The sequence below is a fragment of the Conexibacter stalactiti genome (assembly GCF_033542075.1).
GTDB lineage: Bacteria > Actinomycetota > Thermoleophilia > Solirubrobacterales > Solirubrobacteraceae > Conexibacter > Conexibacter stalactiti.
Map to the genome: position 1 here is coordinate 28,005 of NZ_JAWSTH010000037.1, position 25,350 is coordinate 53,354.

At 73.2% G+C, this 25,350-nt stretch carries 22 protein-coding genes; 16 read left to right on the plus strand and 6 right to left on the minus strand.

The window, feature by feature from the left end:
- Positions 1–42 precede the first annotated feature (42 nt).
- Entirely contained in the window at positions 43–1,134 is a 1,092-nt protein-coding gene (gene proB, locus R7226_RS14965) for a glutamate 5-kinase (RefSeq protein WP_318597980.1), read from the plus strand.
- Positions 1,135–1,180: 46 nt separating this feature from the next.
- On the opposite strand, the gene R7226_RS14970 is transcribed toward proB, so the two are convergent.
- Complete coding sequence (locus tag R7226_RS14970; protein WP_318597981.1) at positions 1,181–3,016, minus strand: hypothetical protein; 1,836 nt, start codon at positions 3,014–3,016, stop codon at positions 1,181–1,183.
- Between the two features lie 352 nt (positions 3,017–3,368).
- Between R7226_RS14970 and ilvB the strand changes: the two genes are divergently transcribed.
- The 5 genes from ilvB to R7226_RS14995 are packed head-to-tail and all read left to right on the plus strand — an operon-like array spanning position 3,369 to position 8,916.
- Positions 3,369–5,072 (plus strand): biosynthetic-type acetolactate synthase large subunit, encoded by a 1,704-nt coding sequence (gene ilvB / locus R7226_RS14975; RefSeq protein ID WP_318597982.1) that lies wholly within the window; start codon positions 3,369–3,371, stop codon positions 5,070–5,072.
- 13 nt (positions 5,073–5,085) lie between these two features.
- Positions 5,086–6,360, plus strand: coding sequence for a glutamate-5-semialdehyde dehydrogenase (locus R7226_RS14980; RefSeq protein ID WP_318597983.1), 1,275 nt, complete (start codon positions 5,086–5,088; stop codon positions 6,358–6,360).
- Between the two features lie 19 nt (positions 6,361–6,379).
- On the plus strand, positions 6,380–6,997 hold the full coding sequence (gene nadD, locus R7226_RS14985; protein ID WP_318597984.1) for a nicotinate-nucleotide adenylyltransferase: 618 nt from the start codon (positions 6,380–6,382) through the stop codon (positions 6,995–6,997).
- Positions 6,994–7,368 (plus strand): ribosome silencing factor, encoded by a 375-nt coding sequence (gene rsfS / locus R7226_RS14990; RefSeq protein ID WP_318597985.1) that lies wholly within the window; start codon positions 6,994–6,996, stop codon positions 7,366–7,368. Before nadD ends, rsfS begins: the two co-directional genes overlap by 4 nt.
- Before the next feature lie 48 nt (positions 7,369–7,416).
- Complete coding sequence (locus tag R7226_RS14995) at positions 7,417–8,916, plus strand: long-chain-fatty-acid--CoA ligase (RefSeq protein WP_318597986.1); 1,500 nt, start codon at positions 7,417–7,419, stop codon at positions 8,914–8,916.
- An 84-nt stretch (positions 8,917–9,000) separates the two neighbouring features.
- On the opposite strand, the gene R7226_RS15000 is transcribed toward R7226_RS14995, so the two are convergent.
- Positions 9,001–9,480, minus strand: coding sequence for a cupin domain-containing protein (locus R7226_RS15000; protein WP_318597987.1), 480 nt, complete (start codon positions 9,478–9,480; stop codon positions 9,001–9,003).
- 101 nt (positions 9,481–9,581) lie between these two features.
- Here R7226_RS15000 and R7226_RS15005 point away from each other — a divergent pair, with 101 nt between their 5' ends.
- From R7226_RS15005 to R7226_RS15025, 5 genes are all read left to right on the plus strand, one after another.
- Entirely contained in the window at positions 9,582–10,979 is a 1,398-nt protein-coding gene (locus tag R7226_RS15005; protein WP_318597988.1) for a Tim44-like domain-containing protein, read from the plus strand.
- Between the two features lie 9 nt (positions 10,980–10,988).
- Positions 10,989–12,530: a S1 family peptidase gene (locus R7226_RS15010; protein ID WP_318597989.1), complete on the plus strand. Its 1,542-nt coding sequence runs from the start codon at positions 10,989–10,991 to the stop codon at positions 12,528–12,530.
- A 138-nt stretch (positions 12,531–12,668) separates the two neighbouring features.
- On the plus strand, positions 12,669–13,667 hold the full coding sequence (locus R7226_RS15015; RefSeq protein ID WP_318597990.1) for a FecCD family ABC transporter permease: 999 nt from the start codon (positions 12,669–12,671) through the stop codon (positions 13,665–13,667).
- Positions 13,664–14,734: a FecCD family ABC transporter permease gene (locus R7226_RS15020; RefSeq protein ID WP_318597991.1), complete on the plus strand. Its 1,071-nt coding sequence runs from the start codon at positions 13,664–13,666 to the stop codon at positions 14,732–14,734. The genes R7226_RS15015 and R7226_RS15020 overlap by 4 nt, the downstream gene beginning before the upstream one ends.
- Positions 14,731–15,537 (plus strand): ABC transporter ATP-binding protein, encoded by an 807-nt coding sequence (locus R7226_RS15025; protein ID WP_318597992.1) that lies wholly within the window; start codon positions 14,731–14,733, stop codon positions 15,535–15,537. Before R7226_RS15020 ends, R7226_RS15025 begins: the two co-directional genes overlap by 4 nt.
- Positions 15,538–15,572: 35 nt before the next feature.
- Here R7226_RS15025 and R7226_RS15030 read toward each other — a convergent pair whose 3' ends face one another.
- The 3 genes from R7226_RS15030 to R7226_RS15040 form a co-directional block, all read right to left on the minus strand.
- Positions 15,573–16,610 (minus strand): ABC transporter substrate-binding protein, encoded by a 1,038-nt coding sequence (locus R7226_RS15030; RefSeq protein ID WP_318597993.1) that lies wholly within the window; start codon positions 16,608–16,610, stop codon positions 15,573–15,575.
- On the minus strand, positions 16,607–17,428 hold the full coding sequence (locus tag R7226_RS15035) for a siderophore-interacting protein (RefSeq protein ID WP_318598002.1): 822 nt from the start codon (positions 17,426–17,428) through the stop codon (positions 16,607–16,609). Before R7226_RS15035 ends, R7226_RS15030 begins: the two co-directional genes overlap by 4 nt.
- A gap of 148 nt (positions 17,429–17,576) precedes the next feature.
- Positions 17,577–19,154 (minus strand): PQQ-dependent sugar dehydrogenase, encoded by a 1,578-nt coding sequence (locus R7226_RS15040; RefSeq protein ID WP_318597994.1) that lies wholly within the window; start codon positions 19,152–19,154, stop codon positions 17,577–17,579.
- Positions 19,155–19,216: 62 nt separating this feature from the next.
- On the opposite strand from R7226_RS15040, the gene R7226_RS15045 reads away from it, so the two are divergent.
- On the plus strand, positions 19,217–19,663 hold the full coding sequence (locus tag R7226_RS15045; protein ID WP_318597995.1) for a type II toxin-antitoxin system RatA family toxin: 447 nt from the start codon (positions 19,217–19,219) through the stop codon (positions 19,661–19,663).
- Positions 19,664–19,695: 32 nt separating this feature from the next.
- On the opposite strand, the gene R7226_RS15050 is transcribed toward R7226_RS15045, so the two are convergent.
- Positions 19,696–20,649 (minus strand): helix-turn-helix transcriptional regulator, encoded by a 954-nt coding sequence (locus tag R7226_RS15050; protein ID WP_318597996.1) that lies wholly within the window; start codon positions 20,647–20,649, stop codon positions 19,696–19,698.
- A 96-nt stretch (positions 20,650–20,745) separates the two neighbouring features.
- On the opposite strand from R7226_RS15050, the gene R7226_RS15055 reads away from it, so the two are divergent.
- From R7226_RS15055 to R7226_RS15070, 4 genes are all read left to right on the plus strand, one after another.
- Entirely contained in the window at positions 20,746–21,741 is a 996-nt protein-coding gene (locus tag R7226_RS15055) for an ATP-binding cassette domain-containing protein (protein ID WP_404827852.1), read from the plus strand.
- Positions 21,738–22,505 (plus strand): ABC transporter permease, encoded by a 768-nt coding sequence (locus R7226_RS15060; protein ID WP_318597998.1) that lies wholly within the window; start codon positions 21,738–21,740, stop codon positions 22,503–22,505. The genes R7226_RS15055 and R7226_RS15060 overlap by 4 nt, the downstream gene beginning before the upstream one ends.
- Before the next feature lie 52 nt (positions 22,506–22,557).
- A complete protein-coding gene (locus R7226_RS15065; RefSeq protein ID WP_318597999.1) occupies positions 22,558–25,020 on the plus strand; it encodes a penicillin acylase family protein in 2,463 nt (820 codons plus the stop codon).
- Between the two features lie 49 nt (positions 25,021–25,069).
- The coding region (locus tag R7226_RS15070; protein WP_318598000.1) for a hypothetical protein at positions 25,070–25,350 on the plus strand (281 nt) is incomplete at its 3' end.

Consider the following 25,350-nt stretch of genomic DNA (forward strand, 5'->3'; position numbering starts at 1 on the left):
CGCGCGCCGCGACGCCGACACGCCGTAAGCTCCCCGGTCCCGATGGGAACCGTGGTCATCAAGCTCGGCTCGAGCATCGTCTGCGACGACGCCGGCCATCCGCGCCGCGAGGTGCTGGAGCACGTCTGCGACGAGGCGGCTGCCCTGCACGCCGCCGGTCGCGAGGTCGTGATCGTCACCAGCGGCGCGATCGCGCGCGGCATGGGCGTGATGGGGCTGGGGATGCGCCCGCGCGCCGTCGACGAGCTGCAGGCGGCCAGCGCCGTCGGGCAGGGCCAGCTCTACCGCGTCTACGACGAGCTGCTGAACGAGCGCGGCGTCGCGACCGCGCAGGTGCTGCTGACCTTCTTCGACATCAGCGCGCGAACCCACTACCTCAACGCCCGTCAGACGCTGCAGCGGCTGCTCGACTGGCGCGTCGTGCCGGTCATCAACGAGAACGACACGACGACGACGGACGAGATCTCCTTCGGTGACAACGACTTCCTCGCCGCGCAGGTCGCGGTCCTGCTCGGGGCCGAGCTGCTCGTGCTGCTGACCTCGACCGACGGCCTCTTCACCGCCGATCCGCGCCTGGACCCGAGCGCCAGAATCGTGCCGCTGGTGGAGGACTTCGAGGCGCTCGCCGCGCTCGACATCCGCCAGACGACCACGACGCTCGGCTCCGGCGGGATGCGCTCGAAGGTCGTCGCGGCGGAGATGGCGACGGCCGCCGGCATCCCCGCCGTCGTCGCCAACGGCCGCACTCCCGGCGTGATCGCTGCCGCCGCCGCCGGCGAGGCGGTCGGCACGCGCTTCCCGGCGCAGGAGGCGTCGTACTCCAGCTTCAAGCTGTGGCTGAAGTACGCGAAACGCTCGCGCGGCACGCTCGCCGTCGACGCCGGCGCCGCGCGCGCCCTGCGCGAGGGCGGCACGTCGCTGCTGCCGGTCGGCATCACCGGCGTCAGAGGCGGCTTCGACGCTGGTGACGCCGTCGAGGTCGTGCACGACGGCGAGGTCGTCGGCAAGGGGATCTCCAACTACGCCGCCGGCGAGCTGAGAAGAGTCGCGGGCCTCAAGTCGGCGCAGGCGCGCGAGCTGCTGCCGCGCGCCAGCGAAGAGGCGATCCACCGCGACTACTTCGTGCTGGCGTAGCGCAGGCCGCGGCGGGCGGGGCGCGCCCGGCGGCGCCGCGCGCGCGTCAGCCCCCGGCGGGCGCCGTGCCGTCGGCCGGCGGCGTCGCCTGCACCGGCGAGGGCATCAGCGGCCGGTGGACGGTGTCCGTCGGCGAGTTGCCGGGATCGCGGATCTTCCAGGTCGAGGGGCCGAGCGGGCCGGTCGTTCCGCCCATCTTCCCGATCGCGCCCCATGCGCCGCCGAAGCCGTACCACGGGCGCGCGCGGACGTCGACGACGTTCTCCCACGTGCGCCACTGCGCGCAGTCGCCGCACGCCATCGCGTGGTCGTAGATCGGCGCTCTGACGGGCGTGCCGCCGATCTTCGGCAGCGATTCGAAGTCGCCGTCGACCCAGTAGGTCGCGTGGCTGCCGAGCGCGCTGAAGGCGTACGGGTGCAGCCCGCCGTCGAGGCTGGAGCGGGTGACCGACGCCCACGGCACGTCGCGGTTCTCGTCGTGGAAGTGGTAGGTGACCGACAGCGGCTGCCAGCGGTCGGCGGCCGTCTCGCGCACGAGCACGCTGATCCGCTCCCAGTCGCCCTCGTGCACCAGCGCCTTCGTGACCGCGCCGGGGCCGGGCGGCTGGCTGAGGCCGTAGAAGAGCCAGTAGGTGATCCGCTTCGCGGGCTTGCCGTCGGGCGCCTCGTCGGGGTGCTGCTCGACGTAGAGCGGCGTCTTCGGCAGGTACTTCTGGCCGCTCTCCTCGAGCAGCTTGACCTTCGGAGCGCGCCATTCGTCGTCGACGTCGAGCGCGAAGCCCTCGCGCGGGCCCAACCCGGCCGGGCGGTCCTTCGTGTCGAACGGCCGGGTGTGGTCGGCGGCCGTTATCAGCGGGCCGTCATCGGCCTCTCTGCAGCGCTCGTCGGCGTCGCGGTGGGCGTACGCGTCGGGGCCGGCGAGCCGGCGCATGTCGAAGCTGCGCTCGCGCAGCGGGGTGCAGCCGCTGATCGCCCAGACCAGCCGCGAGTGCGCGACGAAGTCGTCGGCCGACATCGGCAGCGAGCGCTCGTCGGCGTGGAGGCTGACGAGCGGCGCGAAGGTGCGGACCGGGTCGGCGGTGTTGACCGGCTCGGCCACGTCGGCCGGCGCGGTCGCGGCGCGCAGGTCGGCCAGCAGCGACTGCGCCTGCCTGCGGCCGCTCTGGTCGTTGTCGAGTCCGGCCGGAGCGCGCAGCACGAGCGCGAGCACTCTGTCGCGGCGTATCTCGGCGATCCGCACGATCGGGGCGTCGGCGAAGGGGTGGTCGACCGCGCCGCCGCCGGGCAGCGGCGCGATGTAGACGCGGTCGCTCGTCTGTCCGACGTAGAAGCCGGCGAAGCTCGACGGTCTGCCGTCGGTCAGCAGCGCGACCGGCTCGAGCTTCGGCGTCACCCACGTGCGCACGACCGCGAGGCCGGCGCCCGCGACGGCGAAGGTGGCGAGCAGGATCCACGACAGCCCGATCGGCCGCGCCTTCGCGATCGCGACCGCGGCGGTGATCGCGCCGGCCAGCAGCAGCACGACGATCGCGGTCCAGCCGAGCGGGGCGTCGGCCGGCTCCGGCATCACCGCGACCATCCGCACGATCACGCCGAGCGCGATCAGCGCGAACAGCATCCACGCGAGCGCCTTCCTTCTCGCGCGCACGAGCAGCGCCAGCGGCAGCGCGCAGAGGATCGCGACGGCGACCGGCAGCGCGAGCGCGTGCAGGCCGGTGATCAGCAGCAGCTGCTTGGGCAGCAGGTTGAGCGCCTGGTCGGCGGGCATGTCGAGCGCCTCGAAGCGCAGCAGCACGATCGCCCCGCCCGCGAGCGTTGCCAGCGCGGCCAGCCCGGCCACTGCTCCCAGCAGCTGCAGCGCGACTCTCACCCGTTCGTTCACAGACACCCCTGGTCGGCCGTGGGGACGGGAAACTAGTTGATCTACACACCTCTTCGCAACGCGCTGACGGCGGCGACGGCGCACTGGCGTTCGCCCGCGCGATGCGGCATCATGAGGGGACCGTGACGCACCCGCGCCTGCACGCCGACCGACTTACGGACGCCATTCGCGTCCTCGTCGGCGTACGCGTATCCGGCTGAGCCTCGCGCTCGCCGAACCGCCGTCCGCTCCGCGCCAACGTCGCGCGGAGCACCGTCTCGCCCCTTCCGAACCAGGAGCCGCACATGCGCCTCGTCGCCCTCGTCGTACTCATCTCCGACCTCGCCACCACCGCTCATGAAGGGAGCGCCCGATGCGCGGCGCCGACGCCCTGACCAAGGCCCTCCTGCGCGAGGGCGTCGACACCGTCTTCGGGATCCCCGGCGGCGCCAACCTGCCGATCTACGACGCGCTCGTCGACTCGCCGATCCGGCACGTGCTGATGCGCCACGAGGCCGGCGCCGGCCACGCGGCGCAGGGCTACGCGCGCGCGACCGGCCGCGTCGGCGTCGCCTTCGCGACCTCCGGGCCCGGCGCGACCAACCTGCTGACGCCGATCTGCGACGCGCACATGGACTCGACGCCGACCGTCTTCGTGACCGGCCAGGTGCGCAGCGACCTGCTCGGCACCAACGCCTTCCAGGAGGCGGACGTGATCGGCATGACGGCGCCGATGGTCAAGCACGCGATCGCGGTCCAGTCGGCCGACGAGCTGCAGCAGGCGATCCACGACGCCTTCCACATCGCGCGCACCGGCCGCCCCGGCCCGGTGCTCGTCGACGTGCCCTCCGACATCGCCCGCGCGCCCGCGCGCGACCGCGAGCCGACGGCGCCCGACACGCCCGGATACCAGCCGCGCCTCAAGCCCAACGGCAAGCAGGTGCGGCTGGCCGCGCAGGCGATCGCGGCGGCACGGCGGCCGGTGCTCTACGCCGGCGGCGGCGTCGTGCACGCCGAGGGCGCGGCCGCGCTGGCCGCGTTGGCGCGGCTGGCGGACCTGCCGGTGGCGACGACGCTGATGGCGCTCGGCGCCTTCCCGGCCTCCGACCGCCGCTTCCTCGGCATGCTCGGGATGCACGGGACGAAGACCGCCAACTGGGCGGTCGACGAGTCGGACCTGCTGATCTGCGTCGGCGCCCGCTTCGACGATCGCGTGACCGGCGCGCTCGACCAGTTCGCCCCGCACGCGAAGGTGATCCACATCGACGTCGATCCGAGCGAGATCGGCAAGCTGCGCCCGGCGCACGTGCCGATCGTCGCCGACGCGCGGCTGGGGCTGGAGGCGATCGCGGAGGCGTACGCCGCGCAGGCACCGGCGGCCGACGCCGCTCGGTTGCGCTCGTGGTGGGAGCGGATCGACGCCTGGCGCGCCGACGAGCCGTTCGACGTGCCGGCGCCGGGCTGGAGCGGTGGCGAGGGACCGGGGGAGGGGGTCGACCCGCACGGCCTGCTCGACGCGGTCCAGCGCGCCAGCGGCGGCGAGGCGATCGTCTCGACCGACGTCGGCCAGCACCAGATGTGGGCCGCCAACCGGCTGCGCTTCGAGCAGCCGCGCCGCTGGCTGACCTCCGGCGGCCACGGCACGATGGGCTACGGCCTGCCGGCCGCGCTCGGCGCCCAGGCCGCGTGTCCCGGCGCGACGGTCGTCTGCGTCTCCGGCGAGGGCTCGCTGCTGATGAACGTGCAGGAGCTGGCGACGGCGGTCGAGGAGCGGCTGCCGGTGAAGATCGTGCTGATGCACAACGGCACGCTCGGGATGGTCCGCCAGCAGCAGGACATGTTCTGGGACGGGCGCCGCCAGGCGGTCGACCTCGGCGCCTCGCCCGACTGGCCGCTGCTGGCGCGCGCCTTCGGCGTCGACGGCCGGCGCGTGACCGAGCAGGACGACGTCGAGGGCGCCGTCGCCGAGACGCTCGCGAGCGAGGGTCCGGCGCTGCTGGAGGTGCGGATCGCGCCCGAGGCCGACTGCCTGCCGATGTTCAAGCCCGGAGGGCCCGCGCGCGAGATGATCGGGTGAGTACCCTATGAGCATGGCCATCAGCACGCCCACGATCTCAGTCGCCGACGTCTGCCTCGCCACGAAGGCCGCCGCCGGCCCGCTCGCCGCGCTCGGCTCGGACGTCAAGGATCGCGCTCTGCTCGCGATCGCGGACGCGCTGGTGGCCCGCACCCCAGAGATCCTCGCCGCCAACGCGCTCGACCTCGAGGCCGGGCGCGCGAACGAGATCGGCGACGCGCTGCTCGACCGCCTCGCGCTCGACCCCCAGCGGATCGCCGGGATCGCCGACGGCGCGCGCGCGATCGCCGCGCTGCCCGACCCGGTCGGTGAGACGATCGACGGCCACCGCCTGCCCAACGGCGTCGACGTGCGGCGCGTCCGCGTGCCGTTCGGCGTCGTCGCGGTCGTCTACGAGGCGCGCCCGAACGTGACGATCGACGCGGCCGCGCTGGCGCTCAAGTCGGGCAACGCGATCGTGCTGCGCGGCTCCTCCTCCGCGATCCACTCCAACCGCGTGCTGGCTGAGATCGCCGGCGAGGCGGCGACCGCGGCCGGCGTGCCCGCCGGCGCGATCTCGCTCGTCGCCGGCGGCGGCCGCGAGGAGCTGGCGGAGCTGGCGACGCAGGACGGCGTCGTCGACCTGATCTTCCCGCGCGGCGGCGAGGGGCTGAAGAACGCGCTGAAGGCGGTCGCGACCGTCCCGGTCATCTACGCCGCCTCGGGCAACTGCCACCTCTACGTCGACGCCTCCGCCGACCTCGAGATGGCGGCCGCGATCCTGCTCAACGGCAAGACGCAGCGGCCCGGCGTCTGCAACGCGCTCGAGACGCTGCTCGTGCACGCCGACGCGGCGCCCGAGTTCCTGCCGCGCGCGGCACAGCTGCTGCACGGCGCGGGCGTCGAGCTGCGCGGCGACGAGCGGGCGCGCGCGCTCGCCGGCCCCGGCGTGCCGTTCGGCGCCGCGACCGAGGAGGACTGGGCGACCGAGTACCTCGCGCTGACGATCGCCGTCAAGGTCGTCGACTCGCGCGAGGAGGCGATCTCCCACATCGGCCAGTACGGCTCCGGCCACTCGGAGGCGATCGTGACGCGCTCGACCGAGTCGGCGCGCGCCTTCCAGCTCAACGTCGATGCCGCCTGCGTCTACGTCAACGTGTCGACGCGCTTCACCGACGGCGGCGAGTTCGGGATGGGCGCCGAGATCGGCAACTCGACCCAGAAGCTGCACGCGCGCGGCCCGATCGGCGTGCGCGAGCTGACGACCTTCAAGTACCTGATCGAGGGCACCGGTCAGGTGCGCGGCTGAGCCCGGCGCCGCGCCCCGCATGCGCGTCGGCATCCTCGGTGGGACCTTCAACCCGCCGCATCTCGCACACCTCGTCTGCGCGCAGGAGGCTCACGCGCAGCTCGGCCTCGACCGCATCGTGCTGATGCCGGCCGGCGAGCCGCCGCACAAGCAGCTGAGCGCCGGCGACCCCTCGCCGGACACGCGCTACGAGCTGTGCCTGGCGGCCGTTCGCTCCGACGAGCGCTTCGTCGTCTCGCGCGCGGAGCTCGATCGTCCGGGCCGGTCCTACACGGTCGATACCCTGCGTCTGTTGCGCGAACGCGATCCGCAGGACGAGCTGACGTTCATCGTCGGCGGCGACATGGCCGCGAGCCTGCCGAGCTGGCGCGAGCCGGAGGCGGTGCTGGGGTTGGCGACGCTCGCCGTCGCCGAGCGCGTCGGCGCCAAGCGCGAGGCGATCGAGCGGGAGCTGGCGCCGTTGGCCGGCGCCGGTCGCGTGACCTTCTTCGACATGCCGCGGATCGACGTCTCGTCGTCGCTCGTGCGCGAGCGGGTCGCCGCCGCGCGGCCGATCCGCTATCTCGTGCCCGACGCGGTCGCCGAAGCGATCGACCGCAACGGGCTCTACCGTGCAGCGGGGGAGGTGACTACATGACACAACAGGAACTGACAGGAGCTGAGCTGGCCGCCGCGATCGCCGAGATCGCCGACGACAGAAAGGCGATCGAGATCGTCGAGCTGGACCTGCGCGGAGTGCTCGGCTATGCCGACTACTTCGTGATCGCGACCGGCAACACCGACCGCCAGGTGAAGGCGCTCCACGACGCCGTCCACGAGCAGCTCAAGCGCGAGCACGGCATGCTGCCGCGCCGCGTCGAGGGACTGCCGCAAGCGCAGTGGGTCTTGATGGATTATCTCGACGTGGTGGTGCACTTCTTCACGCCGGACACGCGCGCGTTCTACCGACTCGAGCAGCTGTGGGGCGAGGCCCCCGCCCGCGCGATCGGGTCGGGCGCGGAGGCGTGAGCCACGTGAGCCGCCGCAGGCACTGAGAAATCGAAGACGGGAGGCAGCATGGGGCGCAATCTGGCAAGCGTTCTGGTCGACACCGCCGAGAAGCACGGCGACCGGATCGCGGTCAAGCTCGACGACGTCGCGCTCAACTACGCGGTGATCGCCGAGGGCAGCGCCCGCATCGCCGGAATGCTCGCGGCGAAGGGCTTCGAGCCCGGTGACCGCGTCGGCCTGATGCTGCCGAACGTCCCGTTCTTCCCGCCGATCTACTACGCGATCCTGCGCGCCGGCGGCATCGTCGTGCCGATGAACGTGCTGCTGAAGGAGCGCGAGGTCAAGTACTACGTCGAGGACTCCGGCGCCAAGCTGCTGTTCGGCTGGCACGACTTCGCCACCGAGGCGAAGCCGGGCGCCGAGGCGGCCGGCGCCGAGTTCATATCGGTCGGGCTCGACTTCGCCCAGCAGGCGTTCGCGCACGATCCGGCCTACGGCGTCAGCGAGCCGGCCGACGACGAGACGGCTGTACTGCTGTACACATCGGGCACGACCGGCCAGCCGAAGGGCGCCGAGCTGTCGCACGCCAACCTGCTCGCGAACGTCGAGACGACGCTGCAGACGCTGATCCAGGTCGACGAGAACGACGTGATCCTCGGCGCGCTGCCGCTGTTCCACTCCTTCGGGCAGACCTGCGCGCTGAACGTCGCGACCGCTGCCGGCGCGACGCTGACGCTGCTGCCGCGGTTCGACCCGGTCAAGGCGCTGGAGATCATCGAGCGCGACAAGGTGACGGTCTTCGAGGGCGTCCCGACGATGTACAACGCGCTGATCTCGGTGCCGGAGGCCAAGCGCGCGGAGTACGACCTGTCGTCGCTGAGGCTGTGCGTCTCCGGCGGCTCGGCGCTGCCCGGCGAGGTGCTGAAGGAGTTCGACGCGGCGTTCGGCGCGAAGGTGCTGGAGGGCTACGGCCTCAGCGAGACCTCGCCGGTGGCGTCGTTCAACCACCCCGACAGAGCGCGCAAGGTCGGCTCGATCGGCACGCCGATCCGCGGCGTGGAGATGAAGGTCGTCGACGACTCCGGCAACGATCTGCCGACCGGCGAGATGGGCGAGATCGTGATCCGCGGCCACAACGTGATGAAGGGCTACTGGCGCAAGCCGGAGGCGACCGAGGCTGCGATCAGAGGCGGCTGGTTCCACACCGGCGACCTCGCGAAGATCGACGAGGACGGCTACTTCTTCATCCTCGACCGCAAGAAGGACATGATCATCCGCGGCGGCTACAACGTCTACCCGCGCGAGGTCGAGGAGGTGCTCTACGAGCACCCGGCCGTCGCCGAGGCGGCCGTCGTCGGCGTGCCCGACAAGGAGTGGGGCGAGGAGGTCGGCGCGGCGGTGGCGCTGAAGGAGGGCGCCCAGGTCGACGCCGACGAGCTGCGCGAGTACGTCAAGGAGCGCGTCGCGGCCTACAAGTACCCGCGCCGCGTCTGGCTCGTCCCGGCCCTGCCGAAGGGCCCGACCGGCAAGATCCTCAAGCGCGCGATCGAGGCGCCGGCGGAGTAGCCGGCGGGCGCGGAGCGGCGCCGGCGGATCAGCCGGCGCTGCGGCGCGCGTGGCGGCGGCGCGGGTGCGCCGCCGCCGGCATCCCTACGGTCTGACCGGTATCGACGGCGGCGCGCCGTCCTTGAAGAGCGTCGCGATCAGGATCTCGATCTGCACGTCGCCGCGGTTGGCGGCGTGGTGGATCGTGCCGGGGTTCTCGACGATCCACTCGCCCGTCTTGACCTGGCCGCGCTGGCCGGCTCTGATCGTGCGCAGCGCTCTGTCGCCGCGGTGGACGGTGACGGCGCCTCTGACGACCCAGTAGGTCAGCGTCCCTCTCGCGATGTTGGCGATCTGCGTGCCGGGATGGCGGTGCAGCGCCAGCTCCGCGCCGGGCGCGACGGTCACGCGCGAGAGGCCGAGCGTGCGGCCCGGGGCGCCGGGCGGGTCGGCGTCCTCGGCCAGGACGGTGCGCACGACCGGCTGGTCCTCGGCGATCAGCGCCGTCGTGGCGTAGGCGCTCGCGGCGGCGGTGAACGTGATGGCGATGACGAGCAGCAGGGCGGTGCGCAGGCGGACTGACACGGGTGAGAACTCCTCCGGTGGATGTGGACCTTCCCCGCCTCATCGGCAGATCTGCCGTTGAAGTGGAGTGGTTCGGCCGCAGGCGATACCGTGCCAGGACGATGGCTCCAGTTCGCTCCCCCCGCTCGCTCACCCCGCGCCACCTTGTCGCGGCGCTCCTGCTCGCCCTCGGCGCGCTGCTGTTGCGCGCGCCGTTCGTGCTCGCCGCCGCCGGCGGCGGCTCGTCGAGCTTCGGCGGGGGAGGCGGCGGCGGTGGCTTCGGCGGCGGCGGGGGTGGCGGCGGCTTCGGCGGCGGCGGCTCCGGGACCGGCAGCGGCGGCAGCCCGCTGCTGGTCGGCGTGATCTTCCTCGTCGTGATCGTCTTCTTCGTGATCGCCGCGATCTCGGCGGCGATGAAGGTGCGCCGCTACCGCAAGCGGCGCGAGGCACACGTGAAGAGAGTCCATCTGGCGGCCGCGGTCGCCGCCGACGACGACCCGATGTTCGAGCCCGACGCGGTGCGCGAGAGCGCCGAGCGGATGTTCCACAGCGCCCAGGAGGCGTGGGACGGGCGCGACTACGCGGCGCTGGAGCGGCTGCTGGTGCCCGACCTGATGGTCGAGTGGCGCCGCCGGCTGGAGGACTTCCGCGGCAAGGGCTGGCACAACCGCGTCGAGGTGCTGGGAATCGACTCGATCGAGTACCTCGGCCTGACCAACCGCGAGGGCCATCACGAGGACCGCGTCACGGTCCGCATCTGCGCGCGCCTCAGAGACTACGTCGTGCAGCGCAACGGCCAGATCCTGCACCGCAACGAGGAGGGCGACGACACCGTCTCGCTGACTGAGTTCTGGACGCTCGCCAAGCATCCGGGCGGCGAGGGCTGGATCATCGCGACGATCGAGACCGACGCGGAGGGCCAGCACGTGCTCGACGCCGAGATCGTCGCCTCGCCGTGGAGCGACGAGCGGCGCATGAGCGACGCCTCGCTGCTGGAGGTCGCCGCGCTCGACAAGCTGCCCGAGGGCGTCTCGACCGCCGAGGTCGCCGACCTCGACTACGCCGGCGAGGCGCGCACCGCCGCGCTCGACCTCTCGCTCGTCGACGGGCGCTGGGCGCCGGACGTGCTGGAGGCGTCGGTCCGCCGCGCCGTCGGTGCCTGGGCGGAGGCGGTCGACGGCGCCGACACGAGCCTGCTCGACGTCGCCTCGCCGGAGGCGGCGCAGGCGCTGCTGCACCCGGGCGACAGCTCCGGCCGCACGCGCCTGGTGATCCGCGGGCCGGTCGTTCGCCAGCTGACGATCACGGCGCTGAACCCGGCCGCCGAGCCGCCGACGATGACCGTCGCGATCGAGGTCCACGGCCGCCGCTACATCGAGGACCGCGACACCGCCGCGGTGCTCGCCGGCTCGAAGCAGACCGCGACCACGACGACCGAGCGCTGGACGCTCGCGCTCGCCGGCCCCGACGACCGCCCCTGGCAGGTCGTCGACGCGGCCGCCGGCAACGTCACCGCCTAGATGAGCCGCATGCGCGCAGCGATCACCGCGCTGGCCGGGGTGCTGGCGCTCGGCACGGCCGGCGGCGCGACCACGGTCGCGACCGCCGCGGAGACGACGCTCGGGGCCGAGGCGCGGCCGCCGCTGGCGGCCAAGCCGGCGATCGTCGGCGGTGTGCCGCAGACGATCCAGCAGGTGCCGTGGCAGGTCTTCCTCGAGGCGACGGTCAGCAGAACCGAGGCATACGACTGCGGCGGTTCGGTGCTCAACGAGACGCAGATCGTCACCGCGGCGCATTGCGTCATCAACCCGAGAACGCTGCAGAGATTCCCGGAGGGCGACATCGCGGTGATCGCCGGCGTTTCGAGCATCCCGACGAGCGAGAGAACGATCCAGAGACGCAGCGTCACCTCCTTCCGCGTCCATCCCGGCTACGTGCCGACGCTCGGTGGCGTCTCGCCCGACGACGTCGCGGTGCTGACGCTGGACGCGCCACTCGACCTCAGCGGCGCGGCGGTCAGAGCGATCCCGCTGATCGGCGGCACGTTCTACCCCGCGCTGGGGACCGGCGCGCTGATCAGCGGCTTCGGCCGCCAGGTCGCCGGCGGCACGCCCGACGGCAGGCTGTACGCGCTCGGCACCAGCATCGGCGATCCGCTCGCCTGCGGCGCCGAGGCGAACGCGACCGTGCTCTGCGTCACGAGTCCCACCGGCTCCGCCTGCGAGGGCGACAGCGGCGGCCCGCTGACGGTCGGCGCGGTGCTCGCCGGCGTTGCCAGCTTCGTCTCGACCAACGGCCTGACGGGCGAGTGCGGCGTCGGCTCGGTCAACGGCTACACCAACCTCGCCGCACCGGAGATCGCGCTGTTCGTGCAAGGCTCCGACACGCCGCCGGTCGCGCCGCGAGGCGGCCGCGACGTGAGCGCGCGCGGCGTCTTCCAAGCGCGTGGATCGATGACCTGCGCGCCCGGCACCTGGACCGACGCTCCGGTCTTCGCCTACTCCTTCATCGACACCAGCAGCGGTCAGCTGCTGCAGGCCGGCGCGAACGCCAGCTACACGCTGCTCGACACCGACGCCGGCCGCACGATCGCCTGCCAGGTCAGCGCGAGCAACGCCGGCGGCGTCGCGATCGCGCGCACGCAGTCCTCGCCGCCGATCGCGGTCGCGCCGGTGCCGCCCGTAGACGCCGAGCCGGGCCGCAGAGCGACGCCGAAGCCCGCGCTGCGGCTGTCGCTGACGGCCTCGCGCTCGCGCGCGGCCGCGGGCGCGAGCATCCAGCAGACGATCCACGTCGCCAACCGCGGGCGCGCCGCGGCCAGGGGCGTCGTCGTCTGCGCCGCGCCCGGCCGCGCGCTCAGCTTCACGAAGCTCCAGCGCGGCGCCACGCAGTCGCGGGGGAAGGCGTGCTGGAGACTCGGGACCGTCAGAGCGCGAACCACGCGCACGCTGCAGCTGACGGTGCGGCTGTCACGCGCGGCGAAGCCCGGGCGCACGGCCACGGCGATCACGCTGCGGTCGGGCAACGCGGGCAGCAGAGCGCTCTCGGCGCCGCTGCGCATCGTCCGCTGAGCGGCCCGGGGTGAGCGCTGCCGGGGCCGCCCAGCCCCGGCAGCGTCGCTCACCACCCCCCGGCGGTTTGGAACCCGTTGTGAGCCAGGCTCCCGAGCACGCGGCTTGCCGCGTTCGAGTTAGGGTAGCCTAACTCGCGTGCAGTCGTCGTCCCGCAGCGTTGGCCTCGTCCTCGCGATCGCGGCCCTCGCGGTCGCGATCTTCCTCAGCCTCGCGCTCGGCGCGCGCTCGATCCCGCTGTCGGAGGTGATCGGCGACCTCTTCCACCCGGACGGCTCGCAGAACGCGACGATCGTCCACGACCTGCGGCTGCCGCGCACGCTGCTCGGGCTCGGCGTCGGCGCCGCGCTCGGCCTCGCCGGCGCGCTGATGCAGGCGCTGACGCGCAATCCGCTCGCCGACCCCGGCCTGCTCGGCATCAACGCCGGCGCCGCGACCGCAGTCGTCGTCGCGGTCGGGCTGCTCGGCATCGGCGGGCTGACGGGCTACGTCTGGTTCTCGTTCGTCGGCGCCGGCGCGGCGGCGCTGGTCGTCTACCTGCTCGCGGCGGCCGGCCGCGGTGGCGCGACGCCGGTGCGGCTGGCGCTCGCCGGCACCGCCGTCACCGCCGCGCTGCTCTCCTTCACGCAGGCGATCACGCTGCTCGACAGAGACGCCTTCGACACATGGCGCTTCTGGTGGGTCGGCTCGCTCGCCGGCCGCGACGCCGAGACGCTCTCGCAGGTCGCGCCGTTCCTGATCGTCGGCGCGCTGCTGGCGCTGTCGCTCGCGCGGCCGCTGAACGCGCTCGCGCTCGGCGACGACGCCGGCCGCGCGCTCGGCGCCCACGTCAACCGCACGCGCGCGCTCGGCGGCCTCGCGATCACGCTGCTGTGCGGCGCCGCGACCGCCGCCGCCGGCCCGATCGCCTTCATCGGCCTCGCGATCCCGCACGTCGCGCGCGCGATCGTCGGCCCCGACCAGCGCTGGGTGCTCGCCTACTCGCTCGTGCTCGCGCCGCTGCTGCTGCTCGTCGCCGACGTGATCGGGCGGCTGGTCGTCAGCCCCGAGGAGCTGCAGGTCGGCGTCGTGACCGCCTTCCTCGGCGCGCCGATCTTCGTGCTGCTCGTCCGGCGCCGGCGGATCGCTCAACTGTGAGCGTCGAGGCTCCTCACCGGATCCTGCCCGGCCGCGTCGTGCGCCTGCGCGGCGGCGCGCTGGCGCTGCGCATCGAGCGGCGGCCGTTCCTCGTCGGCTGCGCGCTCGTCGTGCTGCTGCTCGCGGTCGCCGTGATCGGCGTCGGGACCGGCGACTATCCGCTCTCGCCCGCTGAGGTGATCGAGACGCTGCTCGGCGGCGGCGACCGCTCCAGCTCGTTCATCGTCGAGACGCTGCGGCTGCCGCGCGTGCTCTGCGCGCTGCTGGTCGGCGCCGCGCTCGGGCTCGCCGGCGCGCTCTTCCAGAGCCTCACGCGCAACCCGCTCGGCAGCCCGGAGGTCGTCGGCTTCACGTGGGGCTCGGCGGCCGGCGCGGTGCTCGTGATCACCGTGATCGGCGCCAACTCCGGCGCGGCCGTCTCCGGCGGCGCGGTCGCCGGAGGCCTGCTCAGCGCGGTGCTCGTCGTCGGGCTCGCCTGGCGCCACGGGATCCAGGGCTACCGCCTGATCCTCGTCGGCATCGGGATCGGACTCGTGATGCGCGCCGGCACCGACTACATGCTGACGCGGGCGAGATTCGAGGATGCGATCACCGCCGCCGTCTGGATCACCGGCAGCCTCAACGGCCGCTCCTGGGAGCAGGTGCGGCCGCTGGCGCTGGCGCTCGTCGTGCTGGTGCCGGTGGCGCTCGCGCTCGGCCGCACGCTGCGCGCGCTGGAGTTGGGCGACGACGCCGCGCGGGCGCTCGGCGCGCCGGTCGAGCGCGGTCGCCTGGCGCTGATCGTCATCGCCGTCGCGCTGACGGCGGTCGCGACGGCGGCAGCCGGGCCGATCGCGTTCGTCGCGCTGGCGGCACCGCAGCTGGCGCGCCGGCTGACGCGCGCATCCGGTCCGGGGCTGATCCCTGCGATGCTGATGGGCGCGCTGCTGCTGGAGGCCTCCGACTGCGCGGCGCAACGGATCTGGCCGGCGCAGCAGCTGCCGGTGGGGATCGTGACCGGCGCGATCGGAGGCTGTTACCTGGCATGGCTGCTCGCGAGCGAGTGGCGCGGAAGGAGGACCGCATGACGGAAGGACGCCCGCGCCTCTCAGGCAGCGAGCTGCGACTGGCCTACGACGACCGCGTCGTCGTCGAGAACCTCGACGTCGCGATCCCGGACGGCTCGTTCACCGTCGTCGTGGGGCCGAACGCCTGCGGCAAGTCGACGCTGCTGCGCGCGCTGGCGCGGATGCTGAAGCCGAAGCACGGCGCGGTCGTGCTCGACGGCGCCGACATCCGCTCGCAGCCGGCGAAGGACGTCGCGCGGCGGCTCGGGCTGCTGCCGCAGAGCCCGACGGCGCCGGACGCGATCACCGTCGCCGACCTCGTCGCGCGCGGCCGTTACCCGCACCAGAAGCTGCTGCGGCAGTGGTCGCCCGACGACGAGCGCGCCGTCTCGGAGGCGCTGACGGCGACCGGCACGGTCGAGCTGGCCGAGCGCTCCGTCGACGAACTCAGCGGCGGCCAGCGTCAGCGCGTCTGGCTGGCAATGGTGCTGGCGCAGGAGACGCCGCTGCTGCTGCTCGACGAGCCGACGACCTTCCTCGACGTCGCCCACCAGATCGAGGTGCTCGACCTCTGCGCCGACCTGCGTGAGCGGCACGGCCGCACGCTCGTCGCGGTGCTGCACGACCTCAACCACGCCTGCCGCTACGCGACCCACCTGATCGCGATGCGCGAAGGCGCGATCGTCGCCGAGGGCGCGCCGGGGGAGATCGTCGACGCGCAGCTCGTCGAGCAGGTCTTCGGGCTCGCCTGCCGGGTGATCCCGGACCCGGAGACGGGCACGCCGCTGGTGGTGCCGGCGGCGCGCCGCGTCCGCGTGCCCTGAGCGCGCCGCCCCACGGGGCCGCGCGCGGGCCTGCCTCAGGCCTTCGCGATCGCCGCGGCGACGCCCGGGACCGTTCTGTCGAGCGCGTAGGGGACGCTCGTGACGGTGCCGGCGGCGAGCGCCATCGAGGTGTCCATGTCGTCGACGACGTAGGCGCTGCCGCGTCTGACGACGTCGAGCTGCTGGTAGGTCGCCATTCTCGCCAGCGCGCTGCTGCTCGCTCTGTCATAGGCGAGCACGAGCAGCGCGTCGACGTCGAGCAGGTCGAACCGCTCCGCGCTGAGGTAGGCGTAGAACTGGTCGCCGACGAGGTCGGCGATCTCGGCCGGCTGTCTGAAGCCGAGGTTTCTGACGAGCCGGCCGCGCGTGTCGGTGTCGGCGAAGATCGACATTCTGCCGTCGGCGGTCGGCGTCACGACCATCACCGTCTTGCCCTCGAACTCGGGGTGCTCTCTGCGCACGCCGGCGTAGAGGTCGTCGAGCCCTCTGATCAGCCTCTCGGTCTGCGCTCTCATCCCGAGCGCGGTGCCGACCTGCAGCGCCTGCTCGTTCGGCGGGAGGCCGTAGGAGGGGTAGCCGGCCGGCGTCGAGACGATCGGCGAGATCTCGGCGAGGCGGTCGTGGTCGGCCGGTCTGAGGTCATGGCCGACGGCGAGGATCAGGTCGGGCTGCAGCGCGGCGATTCTCTCGAACGGGATCTCCTGGCCTTCGAACAGCTCCGGTCTGGCGTCGCCGAGCGCCTCCAGCGACCACGGGCCGACGCCGCGCTCCCACTCCGGGATCCACTTGATCAGGCCGACCGGCACGACCCCGAGCGCCAGCACCGTGTCGTGGTCGTTGTAGCCGTAGGAGACGACCCGCTCGGGCATCCGCTCGATCGTCGTCTCGCCGTATCTGTCTCTGACGGTGACCGGGAAGCCGCTGCCGGTGGTGGCGGTGGTGGCGGTGCTCCCGCCGCCGCTCGCGCTCGTCGTGGAGCCGGAGTCGTCGCTGCCGCAGGCGGCCAGCGCCGCGGCGGTGGCGGCGCCGGCGGCGCCGAGGATGAAGCTGCGGCGGGTGGGGCGGGGTGTCATTCGTCGATCCAGTCCTTCGTCGTGTCGTGCTTCCAGTAGCCGAGCACCGACATCTGCTCGCGGGCGATGCCGCGCTCGTCGCGCAGGTGGTCGCGGACGGCGCGCATCACGCCCGACTCGCCGGCGCCCCAGACGCGGCCGCCGCCGTCGGGCAGCGCCACCGCGCGGACGGCGTCGGCGAGCGCGAGCGACTCGCCGGGACCGGCGCCGTCGCGGTGGACCCAGTGGACGTCGAGGCGGCAGCTGCTGTGGAGCGGCTGGCGCTCGCTCGCGTCGGCGACCTCGACGAGCGCGATCGCGCGCTGGAAGGCGGGCAGAGACTCGGCGATCGCGGCGAGCGCGGGCAGGCCGGTCTCGTCGGCGACCAGCAGCGTCCAGGCGGCGCCGTCGGCGTGCTCGTGGTGCCAGTGGAAGCGGGGGCCGGCGTAGCCGAGGCGGTCACCGGGCCGCGCGGCGGCGGCCCAGCGGGCGGCGACGCCGTGGTCGCCGTGGGTGACGAAGTCGACCTCCAGCAGCGCGGCGGCGGGATCGTGGCGGCGGACGGTGTAGTTGCGCGCGTGCTGCTGCTCACCGCCGGGCGGGAAGCGCCAGCCGTCGGCCGGCAGGATCACGTCGGCGCCGTCGTGCGGCCAGATCAGCGTGACGATCTCGCCCGGCTGCTCGACGGGAAAGTCGGCGAGGGAAGGCGTGTGGAAGGCGATCCGCACCATCCGCGGCGTCAGCGTCGTGACGGTGCGGACCTCGGCGACGCCGGTGCGCAGGGGAAACGGGCGTGCCGGCGGGCGCCGGCGCGACGGAGTCGCGGCTGGAGTGGACAGGGGAGGCTCCTTCGGAACGACGTATTAGGGTGACCTAATAGTTAGGGTACCCTAAGCAGGCCTGCCCGCTCCGCGCGGGGGCCAAACGTCGGAGGAGCGTCACCTGGCACCCCGTGGCGGGGTGCCAGGTGACGCTCCTCGGGTGCGCTCAGCGCGTGGCGCGCGTGGTGGCGCGGAGGGTGGTCGGGGCGCCGCCGGCGCGCGGGGTGACGCGGACGCGGAGGGCGATGCGCGGGCGTCTGCCGGCTCTTAGCGCGCGGGCGATCGCGCGACGCGCTCTCGGCGTCAGTCTCACCAGCAGGCGCGCGCTGCCGCCCGCTCTCGCGGCACCCGTCGCGCGGCGCAGCGCGAGCGTCCGTCTGCCGACCTTCACGCTGCCGGCGGCGCCGATGCGGCAGGCGACGCGGCAGCGGACGCTTACGACGACGCCGCCGCGGCGCAGGACCCGCTGGGCGCGGAGTCTTCCGAGGCGACCGGCCGCGGCAGCCGACGGTCTTCTGGCGGTCGGGGTTCTCGTCTCCGGCACGGGCGTCCCGCCGCCGTCGCCGACCGGCGGCGTGACCGGACCAGTCGGCGGCGCCGCCGGCGCGCACGGCACCCGCGTGTCGGCCTCGACGAGCCGGTAGACCTTGCCGCCGCCGCCCGAGGTGGCGTAGACGCAGCCGCCCGCGTCCTCGCCGAAGGAGGTCAGCGACGGCACCGTGACGCCGACGGGCAGGTCGCTCGCCGCCGCGCCGGCACCCGGCACCGCGCTGCGCAGGTCGTTGGCGAAGTAGTCGCCGTAGACGAGCCGCCCGAACAGCGACGGCAGCGTCGGGTCGCGCACGACGTAGCCGGGGATGATCGAGTGGTAGCCGGCGTCGGCGAAGCGGTCGAGGATCGGCAGGATCGAGCCGTCACGCGAGCACGGCGTCGTTCTGCTGCCCTGCATGAAGCTGCCCTCGCAGGTCGGCCAGCCGAAGTCGCCGCCCTTGGCGCCGCCGGCCGCCGCCGCGACCCAGTTGATCTCCTCGGTCGTGCCCTGACCGACGTCGCCGAGCACGAGGTCGCCGGTCGCGCGGTCGAACGAGAAGCGGTACGGGTTGCGCAGGCCGACCGCCCAGATCTCGCCGCGCGCGTCGGTGCGGCCGTAGTACGGGTTGTCCGCGGGGATCGTGTACGAGCCGGCGACGCCGCCGCGCGGGTCGATCCGCAGCAGCTTGCCGAGCGGGCTCGTGAGCGACGGCGCGTTGCTGCTTCTGGCGCCGTCGCCGGGCGCGAGGTAGAGCAGCCCGTCGGGGCCGAACTGCAGTTGGCCGCCGTTATGGTTGCCGGCGCCGGGGTGGGGGAGGTTGAGCACCATCCGCCGCGAGGCCGGGTCGGCGGCGTCGCCGGTCGGCGCGCGCAGCTCGTCGACCTCGTTGTCGCCGGATCTGTTCGTGTAGTAGACGTAGAACAGCCGGCTGGTCTGGAAGTCGGGCGGGAAGGCGATTGACAGCAGCCCCTCCTCGCCGCCCGACTGCACGAGCGTGGTGAGGTCGGCGAAGACGGTCGCGACGCCGCCCTTGACGACCTTCACGACGCCGCTCTGCTCGACGACGTAGAGCCGTTCGCCGTCGCCGGGCGCGCCGGCCGCGTGGACCGGGGTCGAGAATCTCGGCCCCACGTCGTGCAGTCGCACGTCCGCGTTCGCGGCGCTCGCCGAGCAGGCGAGCGCGCAGGTGACCGCAGTTGCGGTCGCAAGCACCTCCCGAAGCCATCGCACGGCGCGGATACTGCCCGATCGCCGCACGTCGTAAGCTCCCGCCCATGAGCCTGAGCGGAGAGCACACCGTCGAGATCGCCGCCCCGCGCGAGCGCTGCTACGCGATCGCCGCCGACCTCGAGCGCGCACCGGAATGGCAGACGTCGCTCGTCTCCGTCGACGTGCTGGAGCGCGACGGCGACGGCCGCCCGACGCTGGTGGAGACCGTCTCCGACGCGAAGGTCAAGACGGTCAAGTCGCGCCTGCGCTTCAGCTACGCGCCGCCGCAGCGGATCGACACCGAGCAGGAGAAGGGCGACGTGAAGGCGCTCAGCGGCCGCTGGACCTTCGAGGAGATCGACGCCGGGCGCACACGCGCGACGTACGCGCTCGAGGTCGACCCCGGGCGGATGCTCGGGATGCTGCTGCGCGGGCCGGCCGTCGACCGCGTGCGCGAGATCCTGATCGTGCAGGCGGCCGAGGAGCTGAAGGTCCGCGCCGAGCAGCGTTGAGCTTCCGGGCGCGCGCCGGCCGCGCGTCCGCCTCAGCCGCCCGCGCGCGCGAACCGCTCCGCCAGGCGCGCGAAGAGGGCCCGCAGCTCCGGCGGCTCATGCACCTCGAACTCGACGCCGAGCATCCCGATCCGCGCCGCGACCCAGTCGAGCTCGTCGTCGCTGGTGCGGTACTCGCAGGTGTCGGGGCCGAGCGGCTCGAAGCCGCCGAACATCGACGGGAAGCGCTCGCTCATCTCGGCGGCGGTCGCGTGCAGCGTCACGCGCGCCTGCCAGCGGTGCGGCACCGAGGACAGCCCCTGCGTGACGTAGGCGACGGCGTCGCCGCCCGGCGGTTCGCGCGGCGCGAAGCGCGTCCCGGCCGGCGTCGGCCGCTCCAGCCGGTCGAGCCGGAAGGTGCGCCAGTCGCGGCGGTCGCAGTCCCACGCGACGAGGTACCAGCGGCCGTGCAGGTTGACGAGCCCGTGCGGCTCGACGCGCCGCCTGCTGGCGCTGCCGTCGCGGCCGGTGTAGGCGAACCGCAGCCGCTCGCGGTCGCGGCAGGCGGCAGCGATCGCGGTCAGCGCGTCGGGGTCGATCGTCGGCCCGGTCGCCGGCAGCGTCGCGGTCGCCGAGCGCAGCGCGGTGACGCGCCGGCGCAGGTGGGAGGGCAGCACCTGCTCCAGCTTCAGCAGCGCGCGCACGGAGGTCTCCTCGATCCCGGCGACCGAGGTGCTGGCGGCGCCGCTGAGCCCGACCGCGACGGCGACCGCCTCGTCGTCGTCGAGCAGCAGCGGCGGCATCGCGGTGCCGGCGCGCAGGCGGTAGCCGCCGGCCGGTCCGGTCAGCGCGTCGACCGGGTAGCCGAGCTCGCGCAGCCGCTCGACGTCGCGGCGGATCGTGCGGCCGGAGACGTCGAGCCGCTCAGCCAGCTCGTGACCGCTCCAGTCGCGCCGCGTCTGCAGCAGCGCGAGCAGCTTCAGCAGCCGTCCCGAGGTCTCCGTCATCTTGTTCCGAACGATGTCAGGAAATGCGGCCAGTAGCTGACCTAAACCTTCCGTAGGCTGCTGCGCATGCCATCGAATGCGCAGGATCAAGTGATGATGGAGGAGACGCCTCCGAGGGCTCGCACGGGCGAGCTGGCGATCAGCGTCAGAGGGCTGGTCAAGACGTTCGGTGACGTGCGCGCGGTGGACGGCGTCGATCTCGAGGTGGAGGCCGGCAGCGTGCTCGGCCTGCTCGGACCGAACGGCGCCGGCAAGACGACGACGGTGCGCGTCCTCACGACGCTGCTGAAGCCCGACGCCGGCGAGATACGCGTCGCCGGCCTCGACGCCGTCGCCGACGCGCCGCAATTGCGGACGCAGATCGGCCTCGCGGGGCAGTACGCGGCGGTCGACGAGAACCTGACCGGGGCCGAGAACCTGACGATGGTCGGGCGCCTGTACGGGATGAGCCGCGGCGCCGCGAAGGAGCGCGCCGCGCAGCTGCTCGACCGCTTCGATCTCACCGACGCCGCCAAGCGGGTCGCGAGAACGTACTCGGGCGGCATGCGCCGCCGGCTCGACCTCGCGGCGGCGCTCGTCGCCAGACCGCCGGTGCTGTTCCTCGACGAGCCGACGACGGGCTTGGACCCGCGCAGCCGCCTCGGCCTCTGGACGACGATCGAGGAGCTGGTCGCGGAGGGCACGACCGTGCTGCTGACGACCCAGTACCTCGACGAGGCCGACCGCCTCGCCGACAAGATCGCGGTGATCGACCGCGGCAAGGTGATCGCGCAGGGCACCTCCGACGAGCTGAAGGACCGCGTCGGCGGCGAGCGGTTGGAGGTGACGCTCGACGATCCGAGCCAGGCCGACGCCGCGGTCGCGGCGCTGGCGGCGCTGAGCGGCGACGGCCCGCCGGTCGTGGAGGGCGGGATCGTGAAGCTGACGGTGCGCGAGCGGCGCGGCGCGATCGTCGAGGCCGTCGACCGCCTCAAGAGCGCGGGCATCGGGGTCGACGACCTCGGCCTGCGCCGCCCGACGCTGGATGACGTGTTCCTGACGCTGACCGGCCACGCGGCCGAGTCGACCGACGACGAGGAGAAGAACGGATGAGGCGCTTGGTCTCCGACACGATGGTGATCGCGGAGCGGAACCTCGTCCGTCTGCCGCGCTCGCCCGACCTGCTGCTGGCGTTCACCGTCCAGCCGGTCATGTTCGTGCTGCTGTTCGTCTACGTCTTCGGCGGGGCGATCAACACGCCCGGCTACGACTACGTCGACTTCCTGATCCCCGGCATCATCGTCCAGAACATCGCCTTCGGCGGGTTCGTGACGGCGCTCGGGCTCTCGGAGGACCTCAACAAGGGCCTGATCGACCGCTTCCGCTCGCTGCCGATGGCGCGCCCGGCGGTGCTCGCGGGGCGCACGCTCGCGGACATCGTGACGAACACGCTGTCGGTGATCGTGCTCGTCGTGACGGGGCTGATCATCGGCTTCTCGTTCCACGCCAGCGTCGGCGAGGTGCTGCTCGGCTTCCTGCTGCTGCTGTGCTTCGGCTACGCCTTCTCGTGGCTGTTCGCGCTGCTCGGCATGCTGGTCTCCTCACCGGAGGCGGCCAACTCGATCGGCTTCATCGCCGTCTTCCCGCTGACGTTCATCTCGTCGGCGTTCGTGCCGGTCGAGTCGATGCCGGACGCGCTGCAGTGGTTCGCAGACGTCAACCCGTTCACGGTCGTCGTCGACGCGATGCGCTCGCTGTGGCTCGGCGCTCCGGCCGGCAACAGCGTCTGGGGCGGCTTCGTCTGGTCCGCGGTGATCATCGCGATCTTCGCGCCGTTGGCGGTTTGGCGCTATCGCAGCGCCGCCGGCAGAGCGTAAGCGCGAACAGCAGGACTGGAAGTGCACTGACGGATCTGGTTACGGTCGGCCGATGAGGAGATGTCCCCCCATCGGCCGCGCCGTCGCCTTCGGCGCAGCGGCCCTGCTCGCGCTGCCGGCCGCGGCGTCCGCCAAGGACTACGCCGCGACAGCGCTCAACGTCATCCCGTCCGGTCAGTGGGGCGGGATCGGCGCGCCGCCGGCCGCCAGCGACCAGGCGAGAATGTACGACGGCCTCACGCCGTTGTTCGACCAGGTCACGACCGACGACCTGGCGAAGTACTTCAAGCCGCAGACCTTCGGCACCGCCGGCCAGTGCCCGTGCACGGTCGAGCGAGTGCCGCGCAGAGGCGTGAGAATCGTCCGCGACGCGCAGAACGTGCCGCACATCACCGCCCGCAACCGGCTCGACCTCGACTGGGCCGCCGGCTGGGTGCTGGCGCAGGACCGCTCGCTGCTGCTCGCCGCCGGCCGCTACCCGGCCCGCTTCGCCGCGCTCGACGCGCCCGGGATCGACGCCTTCGGCCTCGTCACGTCGCTGAAGTCGGTCAGAGTGACCGAGCAGGCCGACCGCATCATCGACCGCGAGCAGACCGCGGCGCTGAAGGCGGCCGGCGCCGAGGGCCGCGCCGTGCTGCGCGACATCGACGAGTACGTCAAGGGCATCAACGCGCGGCTGGAGTACGACAGATCGGCGATGGAGCCGTTCGAGCGTGTCGACGTCTACGCCGTCAACGCGCTCGCCGGCCAGATCTTCGGCCAGGGCGGCGGCGACGAGACGCGTCGCTCGATGCTGCTCGACGGCCTCCGCAGACAGCTCGGCGCCGACGCCGGCACGCGCGTCTGGAACGACCTCGCCGAGCAGCTCGACGAGGACACGCCGACGACGATCTCCAAGCGCTTCGCCTACGAGAGAGTGCCGGCGAGAGCGAGCGGCAACGCCGTCGTCGACAACGGCTCGATGACGAGCAGCGCGCTGCGCGCGACCGCGACCTCCGCGACCGCGCACAGAGACATGTCGAACTTCCTGATCCTCTCCGGCAGACGCTCGACCAACGGCCATCCGCTGTTCGTCGCCGGCCCGCAGATCGGCTACTTCTACCCGGGCCTGACGCTGGAGATGGACCTCAGAGCGCCGGGCATCCAGGCGCGCGGCGCGGCGATGCCCGGCGGCGCCGGCAACCTGCTGATCGGGCGCGGGCAGGACTACGCCTGGTCGCTGACCTCGGCCGGCTCCGACACCAACGACCAGTTCGTCGAGACGCTCTGCGGCGGCTCGCAGACGAAGTACCTCTTCAAGGGCAGATGCCGCACGATGGGGTCGGTCAACGCCGGCACGATCAGCGGCCAGGGGGCGGTCAAATACCGCACGACCGTCCACGGGCCGGTGCTCGGCTGGGCGACCGTCGGCGGCAAACGCGTCGCGATCTCCTTCGCGCGCTCCAGCCGCGGCAAGGACGCGCTCTGGCAGATCGCCTTCAAGCGCCTGACCGAGGGCACCGTCACCGGCGTCAGATCGTTCTACGAGGCGGCGGCGACCTCGCCGTTCACGTTCAACGTCGGCTACGCGGACGACCGCGACATCGCGATGTACTCGACCGGCGCGCTGCCGCTGCGCGACCCGCGCGTCGACCCGCGCCTGCCGACGAAGGGGACCGGCGAGTACGAGTGGAAGGGCTTCCTCAAGCCGCTGGACCACCCGCACGTCGCCAATCCGGCGTCGGGCGCGCTGATCAACTGGAACAACAAGCCGGCGGCCGGCTTCGGCTCCTCCGACGCGCAGTGGTCCGACGGCGCGACGCAGCGCGTGACGATGCTGCGCGCCGGGATCGACAAGCGAGAGAAGCACGACCTCGCCTCCGTCACCGCCGCGATGAACGCGGCCGCGACGCAGGACCTGCGCGTGCAGGGGCCGCTGCTCGACGGCATCCACGCGCTGATCGCCGGCACCCCGGCGCCGAGCGCGCGGGCGCAGCGGCTGTACGACCTGCTGCGCGGCTGGCGCGCGGCCGGTTCGAGCCGCCTCGACCGCGACGGCGACGGCCTGATGGAGGCCGGCGCCGCCCCGCTGATCATGGACACGCTCTACCCGCGCCTGGCCGATGCGGTGCTGACGCCGGTGCTCGGCGCTGACCTCAACGCGCAGCTGGCGACGCTCGAGGGCACGACGAACTCGACGCGCAGCGGCTTCACCGGCGGGCGCATCAACTACGTCGACAAGGACCTGCGGACGTTGACGGGGACGAGATTCCGCTCCCCGTTCGCGACCCGCTTCTGCGGCAACGGCGACCGCGCCGCCTGCCGCGCGTCGGTCTGGAGAGCGATCGACGAGTCCGGTGCCGCGATCGCGCAGCTGAGAGGCAGCGAGGATCCGGCGCAGTGGACGTCCGACGCCAACGCCGAGCGGATCAGATTCTCGCCCGGCCTGCTGTCGACGACGATCCGCTACACCAACCGCCCGAGCGGGATCCAGCAGGTGATCTCCTTCGACGGGCACCGCAAGATCCGCAGATAGTCCGGAAGACTGGACGTGAGAGGCCGGCACGGATAGCGTGCCGGCCTCGATGCCACGGACGGGACCGCTGCGGGCGCTGCTGATCGGTGTGGGGACGCTCCTCGCGCTGGTCCTCGCGCTCGCGACGCCGGCCGGCGCCGCCACAGTCGCGCCGACGCTGACGTCCGCTGACGCGCCCGGCTTCCGCGTCAGCGGCAGCGGTGCGCGGGTCGCGCGCGGCGCCCTCAGCGGCGCGCTGCCGAGAGCGCTGCGCGGAGTGCCCGCGAGCGGCACGTCGCTGCGCGGCAGCGGCCGGCGGACGCTCGTCAGCGCCGTCTTCACGTTCAGTTC

Excerpts from the sequence above, each read along its gene's own strand:
- proB (WP_318597980.1), top strand. The coding sequence starts at position 43 with ATGGGAACCGTGGTCATCAAGCTCGGCTCGAGCATCGTCTGCGACGAC.
- ilvB (WP_318597982.1), top strand. The coding sequence starts at position 3,369 with ATGCGCGGCGCCGACGCCCTGACCAAGGCCCTCCTGCGCGAGGGCGTC.
- R7226_RS14980 (WP_318597983.1), top strand. The coding sequence starts at position 5,086 with ATGGCCATCAGCACGCCCACGATCTCAGTCGCCGACGTCTGCCTCGCC.
- nadD (WP_318597984.1), top strand. The coding sequence starts at position 6,380 with ATGCGCGTCGGCATCCTCGGTGGGACCTTCAACCCGCCGCATCTCGCA.
- rsfS (WP_318597985.1), top strand. The coding sequence starts at position 6,994 with ATGACACAACAGGAACTGACAGGAGCTGAGCTGGCCGCCGCGATCGCC.
- R7226_RS14995 (WP_318597986.1), top strand. The coding sequence starts at position 7,417 with ATGGGGCGCAATCTGGCAAGCGTTCTGGTCGACACCGCCGAGAAGCAC.
- R7226_RS15005 (WP_318597988.1), top strand. The coding sequence starts at position 9,582 with ATGGCTCCAGTTCGCTCCCCCCGCTCGCTCACCCCGCGCCACCTTGTC.
- R7226_RS15010 (WP_318597989.1), top strand. The coding sequence starts at position 10,989 with ATGCGCGCAGCGATCACCGCGCTGGCCGGGGTGCTGGCGCTCGGCACG.
- R7226_RS15025 (WP_318597992.1), top strand. The coding sequence starts at position 14,731 with ATGACGGAAGGACGCCCGCGCCTCTCAGGCAGCGAGCTGCGACTGGCC.
- R7226_RS15030 (WP_318597993.1), bottom strand. The coding sequence starts at position 16,610 with ATGACACCCCGCCCCACCCGCCGCAGCTTCATCCTCGGCGCCGCCGGC.
- R7226_RS15045 (WP_318597995.1), top strand. The coding sequence starts at position 19,217 with ATGAGCCTGAGCGGAGAGCACACCGTCGAGATCGCCGCCCCGCGCGAG.
- R7226_RS15050 (WP_318597996.1), bottom strand. The coding sequence starts at position 20,649 with ATGACGGAGACCTCGGGACGGCTGCTGAAGCTGCTCGCGCTGCTGCAG.
- R7226_RS15055 (WP_404827852.1), top strand. The coding sequence starts at position 20,746 with ATGGAGGAGACGCCTCCGAGGGCTCGCACGGGCGAGCTGGCGATCAGC.
- R7226_RS15060 (WP_318597998.1), top strand. The coding sequence starts at position 21,738 with ATGAGGCGCTTGGTCTCCGACACGATGGTGATCGCGGAGCGGAACCTC.
- R7226_RS15065 (WP_318597999.1), top strand. The coding sequence starts at position 22,558 with ATGAGGAGATGTCCCCCCATCGGCCGCGCCGTCGCCTTCGGCGCAGCG.